General features: G+C 72.1%; 15 protein-coding genes. 14 read left to right on the top strand and 1 reads right to left on the bottom strand.

Annotated elements, in window-relative coordinates:
- Positions 1-19: 19 nt before the first annotated feature.
- Positions 20-505 carry a DUF2087 domain-containing protein gene (locus tag H563_RS0101220; RefSeq protein WP_022880808.1) on the bottom strand — a complete coding sequence of 162 codons (486 nt, stop codon included), beginning with the start codon at positions 503-505 and terminating at the stop codon, positions 20-22.
- Between the two features lie 424 nt (positions 506-929).
- On the opposite strand from H563_RS0101220, the gene rpe reads away from it, so the two are divergent.
- The 14 genes from rpe (at position 930) to H563_RS0101150 (ending at position 16,439) form a co-directional block, all read left to right on the top strand.
- Positions 930-1,592, top strand: a complete 663-nt coding sequence (gene rpe / locus H563_RS0101215; protein WP_022880807.1) for a ribulose-phosphate 3-epimerase — start codon at positions 930-932, stop codon at positions 1,590-1,592.
- A 25-nt stretch (positions 1,593-1,617) separates the two neighbouring features.
- Positions 1,618-1,881 carry a phosphoribosyl-ATP diphosphatase gene (locus H563_RS0101210; RefSeq protein WP_022880806.1) on the top strand — a complete coding sequence of 88 codons (264 nt, stop codon included), beginning with the start codon at positions 1,618-1,620 and terminating at the stop codon, positions 1,879-1,881.
- A 49-nt stretch (positions 1,882-1,930) separates the two neighbouring features.
- Positions 1,931-2,770 carry an ATP phosphoribosyltransferase gene (gene hisG / locus H563_RS0101205; protein ID WP_022880805.1) on the top strand — a complete coding sequence of 280 codons (840 nt, stop codon included), beginning with the start codon at positions 1,931-1,933 and terminating at the stop codon, positions 2,768-2,770.
- A gap of 9 nt (positions 2,771-2,779) precedes the next feature.
- Positions 2,780-3,544, top strand: a complete 765-nt coding sequence (hisF, locus tag H563_RS0101200; RefSeq protein WP_022880804.1) for an imidazole glycerol phosphate synthase subunit HisF — start codon at positions 2,780-2,782, stop codon at positions 3,542-3,544.
- The gene (gene hisI, locus H563_RS14400; protein WP_022880803.1) at positions 3,541-3,978 is read left to right on the top strand and encodes a phosphoribosyl-AMP cyclohydrolase; all 438 of its coding nucleotides are present in this window, start codon (positions 3,541-3,543) and stop codon (positions 3,976-3,978) included. The genes hisF and hisI overlap by 4 nt, the downstream gene beginning before the upstream one ends.
- Positions 3,979-5,505, top strand: a complete 1,527-nt coding sequence (locus H563_RS0101190) for an anthranilate synthase component I (protein ID WP_022880802.1) — start codon at positions 3,979-3,981, stop codon at positions 5,503-5,505.
- Positions 5,502-6,149: a Trp biosynthesis-associated membrane protein gene (locus H563_RS0101185; protein WP_022880801.1), complete on the top strand. Its 648-nt coding sequence runs from the start codon at positions 5,502-5,504 to the stop codon at positions 6,147-6,149. The genes H563_RS0101190 and H563_RS0101185 overlap by 4 nt, the downstream gene beginning before the upstream one ends.
- A 42-nt stretch (positions 6,150-6,191) precedes the next feature.
- Positions 6,192-6,428, top strand: a complete 237-nt coding sequence (locus H563_RS0101180; protein WP_022880800.1) for a DUF6704 family protein — start codon at positions 6,192-6,194, stop codon at positions 6,426-6,428.
- A gap of 5 nt (positions 6,429-6,433) precedes the next feature.
- Positions 6,434-7,204, top strand: a complete 771-nt coding sequence (trpC, locus tag H563_RS0101175) for an indole-3-glycerol phosphate synthase TrpC (protein ID WP_027478957.1) — start codon at positions 6,434-6,436, stop codon at positions 7,202-7,204.
- Positions 7,205-7,289: 85 nt separating this feature from the next.
- Positions 7,290-8,444, top strand: a complete 1,155-nt coding sequence (gene trpB / locus H563_RS0101170; RefSeq protein WP_407635313.1) for a tryptophan synthase subunit beta — start codon at positions 7,290-7,292, stop codon at positions 8,442-8,444.
- Complete coding sequence (gene trpA, locus H563_RS0101165; RefSeq protein WP_022880797.1) at positions 8,441-9,238, top strand: tryptophan synthase subunit alpha; 798 nt, start codon at positions 8,441-8,443, stop codon at positions 9,236-9,238. Before trpB ends, trpA begins: the two co-directional genes overlap by 4 nt.
- Before the next feature lie 102 nt (positions 9,239-9,340).
- A complete protein-coding gene (gene lgt, locus H563_RS0101160) occupies positions 9,341-10,324 on the top strand; it encodes a prolipoprotein diacylglyceryl transferase (protein ID WP_027478954.1) in 984 nt (327 codons plus the stop codon).
- Between the two features lie 90 nt (positions 10,325-10,414).
- Complete coding sequence (gene gltB / locus H563_RS0101155) at positions 10,415-14,989, top strand: glutamate synthase large subunit (protein ID WP_022880795.1); 4,575 nt, start codon at positions 10,415-10,417, stop codon at positions 14,987-14,989.
- Positions 14,982-16,439 carry a glutamate synthase subunit beta gene (locus tag H563_RS0101150; RefSeq protein WP_022880794.1) on the top strand — a complete coding sequence of 486 codons (1,458 nt, stop codon included), beginning with the start codon at positions 14,982-14,984 and terminating at the stop codon, positions 16,437-16,439. Before gltB ends, H563_RS0101150 begins: the two co-directional genes overlap by 8 nt.
- Positions 16,440-16,499 lie beyond the last annotated feature (60 nt).

Below are 16,499 nucleotides of genomic sequence, written 5' to 3'. Positions count from 1 at the left end.
CGCTCGTCGGAAGCGGTGGTCATTCGGCCGGCGCGTATGACGACCCCGAGCGGGTGCGCACGAGCAGCCCGTGGTCGACCAGGTAGCGGCGCAGCACGGCGACGTCGTCGTGGAAGGCCGCGAGCCGTTCGCCGACCTCGGCCTCGGTGAGCACCTCGCCGGGGCGGAACGCGCGGCGGGCGACGAGGGCGAGCAGCTCGGCGCGCTCCGCCGCGTTCGCGGGGTACCGGTCGATGCGCCCGCCGCGCAGGAACCTCTCCACGCCCTTCGGCTGCGGCGCGACGGGAGCGGCCGCGAGCAGCTCGCGGAACACCGAGCCGCGGGCGGCGCCCGCGTCGTCGACGAGGCCCGCCCCGCGCAGGGTCTCGAGCGCCCTGCGCGCCCGGGCCGCCGACAGCCCCGCGACCGCCGCCGTGGCATCCGTGCCCGAAGCGAGCCTCGCCCAGACGAGCCGGGCGTCGTCGTTCGCGAGCGCCGCGACCGCCGGCCGCCACTCCTCCGCCATGCCCCAACGCTAGCGGCGGCCCGCTGCAGACGGTGCGCTATTCCGGTCAACCGGTGCAGCCGCCCTGCGGGGCGCGCCGGCCGGAGCCGCGCGTCCGCCGCGCCGCCCTGTCCCCGGGCCGAGGCCGCTGGCCGTTCGTCGCTTTCGGCTCAGATCCTCGCCGCGCCGAGCACTTTTCGACGAGTCGAAGGAAGGCCTCAGCTCGAGTCGTCGCAAAGTGCCCGCGCGCCCGGTGAAGCGAGCAAGAACTGACGAACGGATGCCCCGCCGGGCGCCGCCCTCCCTCCGCAGCGCATCCGCCCGGATCGATTCGTCGCGTTGTGCTCGCCGCAGGAGCGAAGCGAGCGAAAAGTGACGAACGGATGCCCCGCCGAGGCGTGCCGCGCGCGGCACCTCCGGCGACAGCGCTCACTAGGCTGAAGCCATGCCCGCCCGCATCAACCCGAGCATCCTCTCCGCCGACTTCGTCAACATGCAGCGCGACCTGGAGCGCATCGCGGGCGCCGACCTGGTGCACGTCGACGTGATGGACAACCACTTCGTGCCCAACCTCACCTTCGGCCCGCAGATGGTCGAGCGGGTGCAGGCCACGAGCCCGGTGCCGCTCGACGTGCACCTCATGATCGACGACCCCGACCGCTGGGCGCCCCGGTACGCCGAGATCGGATGCTTCAGCGTCACCTTCCACGCCGAGGCGGCCGGCGCCCCCCTCACGCTCGCCCGCACCCTGCGCAAGCTGGGCGCCCGCGCGGGAGTCGCCCTCAGCCCGAAGACCGACGTCGGCGCCTACCTCGAGCTGCTGCCCGAGTTCGACCAGGTGCTCGTGATGACCGTCGAGCCGGGCTTCGGCGGGCAGAAGTTCCTGCCGCACGTGCTCTCCAAGCTCACCCGGCTGCGTGAGGCGGCCGAGCGGCAGGGCGTCGAGGTGTGGCTCGAGGTCGACGGCGGCGTCAACGAGCAGACCATCGTGCAGGCGGCCGAGGCCGGCGCGGACACCTTCGTCGCCGGCTCCAGCGTGTTCGGCGCCGACGACGCGGGCGCCGCGATCGAGGCGCTGCGCGCCGCCGCCGCCCCGCACGTGCACTGAGCGCGCCGCCGGTAGGCTGGAGCGCGTGAAGACCTTCGACGACCTCTTCGCCGAACTGCGCGAGAAGGCCGAGACCCGCCCGGCCGGCTCCGGCACCGTCGCGGAGCTCGACGCGGGCGTGCATCAGATCGGCAAGAAGATCGTCGAGGAGGCCGCCGAGGTGTGGATGGCCGCCGAGTACCAGTCGGACGACGAGCTCGCCGCCGAGATCTCCCAGCTCATCTACCACGTGCAGGTCGCGATGGTCGCCAAGGGCCTGACCCCGGAGGACGTCTGGCGACATCTGTGATCGGATGCCCCGTCCCGATCACCCCCGACCGAAAGCGAACCTCCACCCCATGCTCCGAATCGCCGTGCCCAACAAGGGCTCGCTCTCCGAGACGGCCGCCGAGTACCTGAGGGAAGCCGGCTACCACGGCCGGCGCGACCCGAAGGAGCTCATCGTCTCCGACCCCCGCAACGACGTCGAGTTCTTCTACCTGCGCCCGCGCGACATCGCCACCTACGTCGGCTCCGGCGCCCTCGACGTCGGCATCACCGGCCGCGACCTGCTCATCGACTCCGGCTCCGAGGCCCGCGAGCTGGCGCCGCTCGGCTTCGCCGCCTCCACGTTCCGCTTCGCCGGCCCGGCCGAGGCGTTCCACGACCTGTCCGACCTCGTCGGCCGCCGCGTCGCCACCAGCTACCCGGGCCTCGTCGGCGGATTCCTCGCCGACCACGGCGTCCAGGTCAAGCTCGTGAAGCTCGACGGCGCGGTCGAGTCGGCCGTTCGGCTCGGCGTCGCCGACGCGGTCGCCGACGTGGTCGAGACCGGGTCGACGCTGCGCAAGCAGGGGCTGGAGATCTTCGGCCCCGTCATCCTGCAGTCCGAGGCGGTGCTCATCACCGGGCCCGACACGCCGGCCGGCCTCGACGTGCTGCACCGCCGCCTGCAGGGCGTGATGGTCGCCCGGCAGTACGTGATGATGGACTACGACCTGCCCGCCCACCTCGTCGACGAGGCGGCGCAGATCGCCGGGGGCATCGAGTCGCCCACCGTCTCGCCGATGCGCGACCCCGCCTGGGTCGCGGTGCGGGTGATGGTGCCGCGCGAGCAGACCAACGACGTGATGGACCGGCTCTACGAGCTGGGCGCCCGCGCCATCCTCGTCACGCCGATCCACGCAGCGCGGCTCTAGGAGGCATCCGTGAGCGTCGCCGTGCGTGTCATCCCGTGTCTCGACGTGGCCGACGGCCGTGTCGTCAAGGGCGTCAATTTCCTGAACCTGGCGGATGCCGGGGACCCGGTCGAGCTCGCCCGCCGCTACTTCGAGCAGGGCGCCGACGAGATCACCTTCCTCGACGTGACCGCGACCGTCGAGGGGCGGGCCACCACCTACGACATGGTGCGCCGCACCGCCGAGCAGGTGTTCGTGCCGCTGACCGTCGGCGGGGGAGTGCGCTCCACGGAGGACGTCGACCGGTTGCTCGCCTCCGGTGCGGACAAGATCGGCGTGAACTCGGCCGCGATCGCCCGGCCGGCGCTGATCGGCGAGATCGCCGACCGCTTCGGCGCGCAGGTGTGCGTGCTGTCGCTCGACGTCAAGCGCAGCCCGAAGACGCCCTCGGGCTTCGTCGTCACCACCCACGGCGGCCGCACCGAGACCGAGCTCGACGCGCTCGCCTGGGCGAAGCAGGCCATCGAGCTCGGCGCGGGAGAGCTGCTCGTCAACTCGATCGACGCCGACGGCACGAAGGCCGGCTTCGACCTGGAGCTCACCCGCGCCATGCGCGAGCTGTCCACCGTGCCCGTGATCGCCTCGGGCGGCGCCGGAAAGCTCGGCGACTTCGCCCCCGCCATCGCCGCCGGCGCCGACGCCGTGCTCGCGGCGAGCGTGTTCCACTACGGCGAGCTCACCGTCGGCGAGGTCAAGGACGAACTGCGCGAGGCAGGACTGGAGGTGCGGCCGTGACGGCTCCCGATGTGGACGCGATCCTCGCCCGGGTGCGCTTCGGCGCCGACGGGCTGCTGCCGGCGGTGATCCAGCAGCACGACACCCGCGAGGTGCTCATGCTCGGCTACATGGACGCCGAGGCGCTCACCCGCACGCTCACCGAGGGCCGGGTCACCTTCTGGTCGCGCAGCCGCCGCGAGTACTGGCGCAAGGGCGACACCAGCGGGAACGTGCAGTACGTCAAGCAGGCCGCCCTCGACTGCGACGGCGACACCCTGCTCGTGCAGGTCGAGCAGGTCGGCGCCGCCTGCCACACCGGCACCCGCAGCTGCTTCGACGCCGACACGCTCGACCCGGTCGTGGGCGACGAGACGGATGGTTTCGACAAGCTCAACCCGGCGGGTTTCGACAAGCTCAACCCGGCGGCCCCGACCGGAGGTGACGCGCACTAGATGCCCTCCACCACCCGCGCGCAGTTCGACGCCCTGCTGTCCGGCCACCGCGTCGTGCCGGTCGTGCGCGAGCTCTTCGCCGACGGCGAGACCCCGGTCGGCGTCTACCGCAAGCTCGCCGCCGGCCGCCCCGGCACCTTCCTGCTCGAGTCGGCTGAGCAGGGCGGCATCTGGTCGCGGTACTCCTTCGTCGGGGTGCGATCGTTCGGGGTGCTCACCCAGCAGGGGGACCGGGCCCTGTGGCTCGACCACGGCCTGTCGGAGGAGCGGGCGTTCGGCGCATCCGTCTCGCAGCTCGGCGCGCCGCTCGAGGCGCTCGACGCGCTCTACCAGCGCTGGCAGACGCCGCGCATCGGCGGACTGCCGCCGCTGACCGGCGGCCTCGTCGGCTTCGTCGGCTGGGAGGCCGTGCGCCAGCTGGAGCGGCTGCCGGACCGCCCGCCCGCCGACTACGAGGTGCCCGGGCAGGCGCTCTGCTTCGTCGCCGAGCTCGTCGTCCTCGACCACCGCACCGGTTCGGTGCAGCTCATCGCCACCGCGCTGGCCGACGGCGCCGAGACCCCCGACGAGCTGTGGGCCGACGCGCAGGCGCGCCTCGACCGCATGCAGTCGCAGCTCGCGCAGCCGCTTCCGGCGTACCTCGCCGAGGCCGACCTGGGCACTGCGCCTGTGCCCGAGCAGCGCACCCCGCCCGGCGAGTTCCCGCGCGCCGTGGAGCGCGCCAAGGAGTTCGTCGTCGCGGGCGACGTCTTCCAGGTGGTCCTCTCGCAGCGCTTCCAGCAGCCGGTCACCGCCGACCCGGTCGACGTGTACCGGGTGCTGCGGGCGCTGAACCCCAGCCCGTACATGTACCTGCTGCAGCTTCAGGCGCCGGGCGGCGAGCCGTACACGGTGGTCGGGTCGAGCCCGGAGGCGCTGGTGAAGGTCACGGGCGGCCGCGCGTTCTCGCACCCGATCGCCGGAAGCCGGCCTCGCGGCGCGACGCCGGAGGCCGACGCGGAGCTCGAGGCGAGCCTGCTGGCCGACCCGAAGGAGCGCGCCGAGCACCTCATGCTCGTCGACCTCGCCCGCAACGACCTGGCGAAGGTGTGCCGGGCCGGCAGCGTCGAGGTCACCGAGTTCATGCGGGTCGAGCGGTTCAGCCACATCATGCACCTGGTCTCGAGCGTGGAGGGCGACGTGCGCCCGGGCGCCTCCGCGGTCGACGTGTTCCGCGCGACCTTCCCCGCCGGCACGCTCTCCGGCGCCCCGAAGCCGCGGGCGCTGCAGATCATCGACGAGCTCGAGCCGGCCCAGCGCGGCGTGTACGGGGGAGTGGTCGGCTACTTCGGCTTCGCCGGCGACGCCGACCTCGCGATCGCCATCCGCACCGCGACCCTGATCGGCGGCATGGCGTACGTGCAAGCAGGCGCGGGGCTCGTGGCCGACTCCGACCCGGCCTCGGAGGACGAGGAGTGCCGCAACAAGGCCGCCGCCCCGCTGCGCGCCGTCGCGGTCGCGAACGCGATGCGGAGGGTCACGGCATGAGGAACGGCCGCTCCCTGAAGCTCGCGACCATCGTCGCGGTGATCGTCGGCGCCGGCATCGGCCTGTCGGCGGCGACGCAGACCTGGTACACGGTGCACCTGACGCGCGCGGCGAACCACACGGCGCCGGTCGTCGTCGACGGCTCCACCGCCTCGCCGGCGCTCACAGCACTCTCGCTCGCCGGGCTCGCCCTCGCCCTGGCCCTCGCGATCGCCGGCCGGATCGCCCGCATCGTGGTCGGCGTGCTCGGCATCGCCGTCGGCGCGTGCATCGTGCTCGCCGCCGCCGGCTCGCCCGCCGACAGCTCGGGCGTGCGCGACACGATCTCGCAGGCGACCGGCATCGCGGGCACCGACGCGCTGCGCGCGCTCATCGCGAGCACGGATGCCTCGGCCTGGCCCGCCCTCGCGATCGCCGGCGGCGTCCTCATCGGCCTCGGCGCGCTGGCGGCCGTCCTCACCGGGCGGCTCTGGCCCGGCGGCTCGAAGCGGTACGACGCCGTGCGGTTCGAGCATCCGGAGGCGCCCGCCGGCTCGGCCGGGCCCGCGGCCGACGAGCCCGCCCGCCGCCCGGCCGAGCGCCCCGGCGACGCCGCCGTCGACGACTGGGACGACCTCACCCGCGGCGAGGACCCGACCCGCTAGCCCGATAGACTTGACCGGTCCCCTTCGAGAAGCAGGAGAGCCATGAGCACCACTGAGACGCACGACGACCTCGGGCACGGCCACTCGCCGGCCGCGTGGACGGCGGTGATCATCATGCTGGTGGCCTTCGCACTGGGCACGGTCTTCTTCTGGCTCGACCAGCCGTGGCTCGTCGTCGCGTGCGGCGTGCTGCTCGTGATCGGCCTCATCGTCGGGTGGATCATGAAGCGCGCCGGCTACGGCGTCGGCGGCGACAAGTACCAGCCCAAGGGCCACTAGTGTCCCTGCTGACCGAGCTGATCTCCGGCGCGGTCGAGGACGCCGCCGCCCGCCGCGCCACCCGGCCGCTCGCGGCCGTCGAGGCCGCCGCCCGCGAGGCCGCGCCTCCGCTCGACGCCCTCGAGGCGCTCGCCCCGGCGGACCGGGTCAAGATCATCGCCGAGGTCAAGCGCGCGAGCCCTTCCCGCGGCGATCTCGCCCAGATCGCCGACCCCGCCGCCCTCGCGGTCTCGTACCAGACGGGCGGCGCGAGCGCCATCAGCGTGCTCACCGAGCAGCGTCGCTTCAAGGGCTCGCTCGACGACCTCGAGGCCGTGCGCGCCGCGGTCGAGCTGCCGGTGCTGCGCAAAGACTTCATCGCCGACCCGTACCAGGTGTTCGAGGCCCGCGCCGCGGGCGCCGACCTGGTGCTCCTCATCGTCGCCGCGCTCGACCAGCCGACCCTGCTCGAGCTGCACGGCCTCGTGCGCGAGCTCGGCATGACCGCGCTCGTCGAGGCCCACTCGGCGGAGGAGATCGACCGGGCGCTCGACGCCGGCGCCGGTCTCGTGGGCGTCAACGCCCGCGACCTGACCAACTTCGAACTCGACCGCGACCTGTTCGGCCGGCTCGCCGACCGCATCCCCGCCGGGGTCACCCGCGTCGCCGAGTCGGCGGTGCTGCGGCCCGCCGACGTGGCGCACTACCGCGACGCCGGCGCCGACGTGGTGCTCGTCGGCGAGGCGCTCGTCACGAGCGACCCGGTGCGCACGCTCGAAGAGTTCCTTCACGTCTGACGGCCCCGCCGTCGTGGAAAGGGGAGTCCCTTTGACCCTGAGAGAGCAGGTGGGCCCCGACTTCGGCGCCTACGGCGGGCGCTACATGCCCGAGTCGCTGATCGCCGCGCTCGACGAGTTGACGGATGCCTGGCAGGCCGCCAAGCAGGATCCGGGGTTCGCCGCCGAGCTGGCCGCGCTGCACAAGAGCTACACCGGCCGGCCGTCGATCGTGACCGAGGTGCCGCGCTTCGCCGAGCACGCCGGCGGCGCACGGGTGCTCCTCAAGCGCGAGGACCTGAACCACACCGGCAGCCACAAGATCAACAACGTGCTCGGCCAGGCGCTGCTCGTGAAGCGGCTCGGCAAGACCCGGCTCATCGCCGAGACCGGCGCCGGCCAGCACGGCGTCGCGACCGCGACCGCGGCCGCGCTGTTCGGCATGGAGTGCACCATCTACATGGGCGAGGTCGACACCGAGCGGCAGGCGCTGAACGTCGCCCGCATGCGGCTGCTCGGCGCCGAGGTCGTGCCCGTGAAGACCGGCTCCCGCACGCTCAAGGACGCGATCAACGAGGCGTTCCGCGACTGGGTGGCCAATGTCGAGACCACCCACTACCTGCTCGGCACGGTCAACGGCCCGCACCCGTTCCCGACCATGGTCCGCGACTTCCACAAGGTCATCGGCGAGGAGGCCCGCGCCCAGGTGCTCGAGCTGACCGGCCGGCTGCCCGACGCGGTGGCCGCCTGCGTCGGCGGCGGCTCGAACGCGATCGGCATCTTCCACGCTTTCCTCGACGACCGCGAGGTGAAGCTGTTCGGCTTCGAGCCGGGCGGCCGCGGCCTCGCCAGCGGCGAGCACGGCGCGACCCTCGAGGAGGGCCGGCCCGGGGTGCTGCACGGCACGAAGACCTATGTGCTGCAGGACGAGGACGGCCAGACCCTCGAGTCGCATTCCATCTCGGCGGGCCTGGACTACCCGGGTGTCGGGCCCGAGCACGCGTGGCTGAAGGACCTCGGCCGGGCCGAGTACCGCGCGATCACCGACGACGAGGCGATGCAGGCGCTGCGGCTGTTGAGCCGCACCGAGGGCATCATCCCGGCCATCGAGTCGGCGCACGCCCTCGCCGGCGCCCTCAAACTCGGCGTCGAGCTGGGGCCCGAGGCGCTCATCCTGGTCAATCTCTCCGGGCGCGGCGACAAGGACATGACCACCGCGGGCCGGTACTTCGGGCTGCTCGACGAGGGGGCGCAGGGATGACCGAGACCATCGTCTCGCCGGTGCAGGCGGCCATCCGGGCCGCGGGCTCCGAGCGCAAGGGCGCCCTGATCGGGTACCTGCCCATCGGCTTCCCCGACCTCGCGACCTCGGTCGACGCGGCCGTCGCCCTCGTCGAGGCCGGCGTCGACGTGCTCGAGCTCGGCCTGCCCTACTCCGACCCGGTGATGGACGGCCCGGTGATCCAGTCCGCCACCCAGCAGGCGCTGGCCGCCGGCTTCCGGGTGCGCGACGTGTTCACGGCGGTGCGCGCCGTGCGCGAGCGGGTCGACGCGCCCGCGCTGGTGATGACCTACTGGAACCCCGTGCTGCAGTACGGGGTCGACCGCTTCGCCGACGAGCTGAAGGCCGCCGGGGGAGCGGGGCTGATCACCCCCGACATCACCCCCGACCAGGCCGCCGAGTGGATCGCCGCCAGCGACAGAACCGGCCTCGAGCGCGTCTTCCTCGCCGCGCCCACGTCGAGCGACGAGCGGCTGCGGCTGGCGGCGCGGTCCTCGCGCGGCTTCGTCTACGCCGTCTCCACCATGGGCGTCACGAGCGCCCGCGCGAGCGTCGACGCCGCCGCGCACGTGCTCGCCGGCAGGCTGACGGATGCCGGGGCCGACACCGTCTGCGTCGGCATCGGCATCTCCACCGCCGCCCAGGTCTCCGACGTGCTGGGCTACGCCGACGGGGCGATCGTCGGCTCCCTGCTGGTCAAGGCGCTGGGCGACGGCGGCGTCGAGGGGGTGCGGCGGGCGGCATCCGATCTCGCCCGCGGCACGCGCGCGTGATCCGGCCGAGGCCGTCACTCGCACCTAAGTCGGCACCGTAGACTGTGCCCCGGCCCGGATCGGGCCGGCGCGAACCCCACCACGGAAGGCACCACCACTTTGCTGGCAGCATTCGTCTCGAGCATCCCCAGCCCGTCCCCGGCCTGGCAGCAGCTCACCATCGGCCCGCTGACGATCCGCTACTACGCGCTGCTCATCCTGCTCGGCATCGTGCTGGCCGCCTGGTGGACCCACCGGCGCCTCACCGCCCGCGGCGGCGAGCCCGGCATCGTGCTCGACGTCGTGCTGTGGACCGTGCCGCTCGGCATCATCGGGGCGCGGGCGTACCACGTGCTCACGCATCCGAACGACTACTTCTACTCCGGCGCGAACCTGTGGAACGTGTTCGCCATCTGGGAGGGCGGCAACGCCATCTTCGGCGCCCTGATCGGCGGCGCGGTCGGCCTGTGGCTCGCGTGCGTCACCCCGAAGCACAAGCTGCGGTTCATGTCGTTCGCCGACGCGCTGGTGCCCGGCCTGCTGCTGGCCCAGTCGATCGGCCGGCTCGGCAACTACGTCAACAACGAGCTGTTCGGCCTGCCGACCAAGCTGCCGTGGGGCCTCGAGATCTCCAGCGACAACAAGGCCTTCCCGGCCGGGCTGCCGGAGGGCACCCTGTTCCACCCGCTGTTCCTCTACGAGATCATCTGGAACGTGCTCGGCATCGTGGTGCTCCTGGCGATCGAGCGCAAGTGGAAGCCGCGCTGGGGCGTCTTCTTCGGCATGTACCTGGTCTGGTACGGCGCCGGCCGCAGCTACCTCGAGTCGATCCGCATCGACCCGAGCGAGTACTCGTTCCTCGGCATCCCGGCCAACGTGTGGGCCGCGTTCGGCGCGGTCGTGCTCGGCCTCGTCATCATCGTGGTGCAGACCCGGCGCCACCCGGGCCTCGAGACCAGCGTGTACCGGCCCGGCTACGAATGGACCGGCGACGACGCTGCTGTAGACTCGCAGGACTCCGACTCGGACGAGCAGATCGACGGCGACGCAGCCGCTGCCGAGACCGACTCGGGCGCAGCCCCGGCCACAAGCTCCACCGGCTCGTAAAAACCCGCACAGTCGCAACACCGACTCGCCTCATGGGCCGACGACGTCCCTAAAGTCTTGATCTCCCCATCACGTGAGGACGGTTGCACCATGACCCCCACGCCCGCTTTCACCCGGTTCAGCTCCGTACCCGCCGCCCAGGGCCTGTACGACCCTGCCGCCGAGAAGGACGCGTGCGGCCTCGCCATGGTCGCGACGCTGCGCGGCACGCCCGGGCACGACATCATCGACGGCGCTCTGAACGCGCTGCGCCACCTCGAGCACCGCGGCGCCGTCGGCTCCGACGCGGGAACCGGCGACGGCGCCGGCATCATCACGCAGATCCCCGACGCGTTCCTGCGCGAGGTGGTCGGCTTCGAGCTGCCGCCCGCGGGCCGCTACGCGGTCGGCAACGCCTTCCTGCCCCTCGACCCCGAGCAGCGCGAGGACGTGAAGCTCGCGATCGAGCAGATCGCGCTCGACGAGCAGCTGACGGTGATCGGATGGCGCGAGGTGCCGGTCCGCCCGGAGGAGATCGGCACCCTCGCCCGTGCCGCGATGCCCGCCATCGAGCAGCTCTTCGTCACCAGCGAGCACCCCGGCGAGGACCGCCGGCCGCGCACCGGCATCGCCCTCGACCGCCTCGCGTTCCGCCTGCGCAAGCGCGTGGAGCGCGAGCTCGAGGTGTACTTCCCCTCGCTGTCGGCGCGCACCCTCGTCTACAAGGGCATGGTGACGACGCTCCAGCTCGAGCCGTTCTACCCCGACCTGTCCGACGAGCGCTTCGCGTCGAAGCTCGCGATCGTCCACTCGCGCTACTCGACCAACACCTTCCCGTCCTGGCCGCTCGCCCAGCCGTTCCGCATGCTCGCGCACAACGGCGAGATCAACACGGTGCAGGGCAACCGCAACTGGATGCGCGCGCGGCAGTCGCAGCTGAAGAGCGAGGTGCTCGGCGACCTGCGCCCGCTGTTCCCGATCGTCACCGACGGCGCCAGCGACTCGGCGAGCTTCGACGAGACGCTCGAACTGCTCACCCTCGCGGGCCGCTCACTGCCGCACGCCGTGATGATGATGGTGCCGGAGGCGTGGGAGAACGCGACCGAGGTCGACCCGGCGCGCAAGGCGTTCTACGAGTTCCACTCCGCGCTGATGGAGCCGTGGGACGGCCCGGCCGCTCTGCTGTTCACCGACGGCACCCTCGTCGGCGGCACCCTCGACCGCAACGGGCTGCGCCCGGCGCGCTACCTGGTGACCGACGACGGGCTCATCGTGCTCGGCTCCGAGACGGGGGTGCTCGACATCGACCCGAGCAAGGTCGTGCGCAAGGGCCGGCTGCGCCCGGGGCGCATGTTCCTCGTCGACACCGCCGAGGGCCGCATCATCGAGGACGACGAGATCAAGACCCAGCTCGCCGCCGCGCAGCCGTACGCCGAGTGGCTGAAGAACTCGATCAACCTCGCCGACCTGCCCGAGCGGGAGCACATCGTGCACACTCCGGCCTCCGTGCGGCGGCGTCAGCGCACCTTCGGCTACACCGAGGAGGAGGTGCGCATCCTGCTCACCCCGATGGCGAAGAACGGCGCCGAGCCGCTCGGCGCCATGGGCTCCGACACGCCCATCGCGGTGCTGTCCAAGCGGCCGCGGCTGCTGTTCGACTACTTCACCCAGCAGTTCGCGCAGGTCACCAACCCGCCGCTCGACTCGATCCGCGAGGAGGTCGTCACCTCGCTGCGGCTCGGGCTCGGACCTGAGCGCAACCTGCTCTCGGCCGGCCCGCAGCACGCGCGCCAGGTGGTGCTCGACTTCCCGGTGATCGACAACGACGAGCTGGCGAAGATCCAGCACATCGACCCGCGGCCCGGCAGCCGGCTGACCACGACGATCCGCGGGCTGTACCGGCCCGACGCCGGCGAGCAGGCGCTCGAGGAGCGGCTGAAGGCGATGTGCGACGAGGTCGACGACGCCATCGAGGACGGCGCCGAGTTCATCGTGCTCTCCGACCGCGACTCCAACAAGGACCTCGCCCCGATCCCGTCGCTGCTGATGGTCTCGGCCGTGCACCACCACCTGATCCGCACCGAGAACCGCATGAAGGTCGGCCTCGTCGTCGAGGCGGGCGATGTGCGCGAGGTGCACCACGTGGCGCTGCTCATCGGCTACGGCGCATCCGCCGTCAACCCGTACCTCGCCATGGAGAGCGTCGAAGAGCTCGTGCGCGCCGGCATGATCCAGGGCATCACCGTCGAGAAGGCGGTGAAGAACCTGATCAAGGCGCTCGGCAAGGGCGTGCTGAAGATCATGTCGAAGATGGGCATCTCGACGGTCAGCTCCTACGCGGGCGCGCAGGCGTTCGAGGCGGTCGGGCTGTCGCAGGAGTTCGTCGACGCGTACTTCACCGGCACCGTCAGCAAGCTCGGCGGCGTCGGCATCGACGTGATCGCCGCCGAGAACCTGGCCAGGCACCGGCAGGCCTACCCCGCGGAGGACGCGGTCACGGTGCACCAGCGCCTGAACACGGGCGGCGAGTACCAGTGGCGCCGCGACGGCAGCCCGCACCTGTTCAACCCGGAGACGGTGTTCCGGCTGCAGCACTCGACGCGCACCCGCCGCTTCGACGTGTTCCGGCAGTACACGAAGCTCGTCGACGACCAGTCCGAGCAGCTGATGACGCTGCGCGGCATGTTCCGGCTGAAGACCGGGCAGCGCCCGCCTGTGCCGATCGACGAGGTCGAGCCGATCGAGTCGATCGTGAAGCGGTTCTCGACCGGGGCGATGAGCTACGGCTCCATTTCCCGCGAGGCGCACGAGACGCTCGCGATCGCCATGAACCGCCTCGGCGGCAAGTCGAACACCGGTGAGGGCGGCGAGGACCCGGAGCGCCTGCTCGACCCCGAGCGCCGCAGCGCGATCAAGCAGGTCGCCTCCGGCCGCTTCGGCGTCACCAGCCTGTACCTGACGCACGCCGACGACATCCAGATCAAGCTCGCCCAGGGCGCCAAGCCCGGCGAGGGCGGCCAGCTGATGGCGCAGAAGGTGTACCCGTGGATCGCGCGCACCCGGCACGCGACCGCCGGCGTGGGGCTCATCTCGCCGCCGCCGCACCACGACATCTACTCGATCGAAGACCTGAAGCAGCTGATCTTCGACCTGAAGCGCGCCAACCCGAACGCCCGCATCCACACCAAGCTGGTGAGCGAGAACGGCATCGGCGCGGTCGCGGCGGGCGTCGCCAAGGCGCTCTCCGACGTCATCCTCGTGTCGGGTCACGACGGCGGCACCGGCGCGAGCCCGCTGAACTCGCTGAAGCACGCGGGCACCCCGTGGGAGCTGGGCCTGGCCGAGACGCAGCAGACGCTGATGCTCAACGGCATGCGCGACCGGGTCGTGGTGCAGGTCGACGGCCAGCTGAAGACCGGCCGTGACGTGATCGTCGGCGCCCTGCTCGGCGCCGAGGAGTTCGGCTTCGCAACCGCCCCGCTGGTGGTCTCGGGCTGCGTCATGATGCGCGTGTGCCACCTCGACACCTGCCCCGTGGGCGTGGCCACGCAGAACCCGGTGCTGCGCGAGCGGTTCTCGGGCAAGCCCGAGTTCGTCGTGAACTTCTTCGAGTTCATCGCGCAGGAGGTGCGCGAGTACCTCGCCGAGCTGGGCTTCCGCTCCCTCGACGAGGCGATCGGCCACCACGAGCTGCTCGACGTCGAGCGCGCCATCGAGCACTGGAAGGCGTCCGGCCTCGACCTGACCCCGATCCTCGAGGGGCCCCGGTTCCGCGACGACGAGCCGCGCAAGAACCTGCGCGGGCAGAACCACGAGATCGACAAGCACTTCGACAACGTGCTGATCGCGGCGGCGACGGATGCGCTGAACGGCGGCGCCCCCGTCGAGCTGCGGTACGAGATCCGCAACACGGAACGCGCGGTCGGCACGCTGCTCGGGCACGAGGTGACCGTGCGGCACGGCGAGAACGGCCTGCCCGCCGGCACCATCGACGTCACGCTCACCGGTTCCGCCGGGCAGTCGTTCGGCGCGTTCCTGCCCGCCGGCATCACGCTGCGCCTGGAGGGCGACGCCAACGACTACGTCGGCAAGGGCCTGTCCGGCGGCCAGCTCGTCGTGCGCCCCGACCGCTCCGCGCTGTTCCGCGCCGAGCAGAACGTGATCGCCGGCAACGTCATCGGCTACGGCGCCACCCAGGGCACCATGTTCATCCGCGGCATCGTGGGCGAGCGGTTCCTGGTGCGCAACTCCGGCGCCACGGCGGTCGTCGAGGGCGTGGGCGACCACGCGCTCGAGTACATGACAGGCGGCCTCGCGGTGATCCTGGGCTCCACCGGCCGCAACCTCGGCGCCGGCATGTCCGGCGGCACCGCCTACGTCTACGACCTGAAGCCCGAGCGGGTCAACGCCCAGTCGCTGGCCGCCGGCGAGCTCGGGCTCACCCCGCTCGACGGCGTCGACCGGGAGATCTTGCACGACCTGCTCGAGAAGCACGTCGCCGAGACCGACTCGAGCCTCGCCACGCATTTCCTGTCCGACTTCGACGCCCACGCCGAGCGCTTCGTCAAGGTCCTCCCGCGCGACTACGCGGCGGTGCTGGAGACCCGGCAGCAGGCCGTCAGCGAGGGGCTCGACCCCGACGGCGATGTCGTCTGGACCCGGATTCTGGAGGCCACCAATGGCTGACCCGAAGGGTTTTCTGAAAGTCACCGAGCGCGAGCTGCCCAAGCGCAGGCCGGTGTCGGTGCGCCTGATGGACTGGAAAGAGGTCTACGAGCAGGGCGACCCCACCCAGCTGCGCCGTCAGGCCGGCCGCTGCATGGACTGCGGCATCCCGTTCTGCCACCAGGGCTGCCCGCTGGGCAACCTCATCCCGGAGTGGAACGACCTGGTCTGGCGCGGGGAGGGGCGGCAGGCGATCGAGCGGCTGCACGCGACCAACAACTTCCCCGAGTTCACCGGCACGCTGTGCCCGGCGCCGTGCGAGTCGTCGTGCGTGCTCGGCATCAACCAGCCGGCCGTGACGATCAAGCAGGTCGAGGTCTCGATCATCGACGAGGCGTGGAGCAAGGGCTGGGTGGAACCGCACCCGCCGCAGCGGCTCACCGGCAAGACGGTCGCCGTCGTCGGCTCGGGCCCCGCCGGCCTCGCCGCCGCGCAGCAGCTCACCCGCGCCGGCCACACGGTGGCCGTGTACGAGCGCGACGACCGTATCGGCGGCCTGCTGCGCTACGGCATCCCGGACTTCAAGATGGAGAAGCGGCGTCTCGACCAGCGCCTCGCGCAGATGACGGCCGAGGGCACCCGGTTCCGCGCCGGCATCGAGATCGGCAAGGACATCGGCTGGGCGGAGCTGCGGCAGCGCTACGACGCGGTCGTCATCGCCACCGGCGCCGTGGTGCCGCGCGACCTGCCGATCCCGGGCCGCGAGCTGCCCGGCGTGCACCTCGCGATGGAGTACCTGACCCAGCAGAACAAGGTCGGCGCGGGCGACAGCGTGCCGAACCAGATCACCGCAGAGGGCAAGCACGTGGTGGTCATCGGCGGCGGCGACACGGGGGCGGACTGCATCGGCACCGCGCACCGACAGGGCGCCGCATCCGTCACCAACCTCGCCATCGGCTCCCGCCCGCCGCTCGCCCGCACCGAGCACGAGCCGTGGCCGATGGACCCGAAGCTGTTCGAGGTATCGAGCGCCCACGAGGAGGGCGGCAAGCGCGAGTTCCTCGCCACGACCGTCGAGTTCCTGCGCAACGAGGCCGGCGAGGTGCGCGCGCTGCGGGTCGCCGAGACCGAGTTCGTCGACGGGCGCCGCGTGCCGAAGTCGGGCACGGAGCGCGAGATCCCCGCCGACCTGGTGCTGCTCGCGCTGGGCTTCACCGGGCCCGAGCAGCAGTTCCTCGCCGACCAGCTCGGCCTGCGGTTCGACGCGCGCGGGAACGTGGCCCGCGACGAGGACTTCGAGACCGGCGAGCCCGGCGTCTTCGTGGCCGGCGACGCCGGCCGCGGCCAGTCGCTGATCGTCTGGGCGATCGCCGAGGGCCGCGCCGCGGCCGCCGCCGTCGACCGCTTCCTGGAGGGCGAGACGGAGCTGCCGGCGCCTATCAAGCCCACCGACCGAGGCATTAGCCTGTAGGGGTGGGCGTGCGCGATCCGCGCCGCCCGCCCCTCTGCAGGCGAGTTACGAAAGCTGAAT

The organism is Gryllotalpicola ginsengisoli DSM 22003 (genome assembly GCF_000419445.1).
Taxonomy (GTDB): Bacteria; Actinomycetota; Actinomycetes; order Actinomycetales; family Microbacteriaceae; genus Gryllotalpicola; species Gryllotalpicola ginsengisoli.
This window is presented reverse-complemented; position numbering and strand designations above follow the sequence as displayed.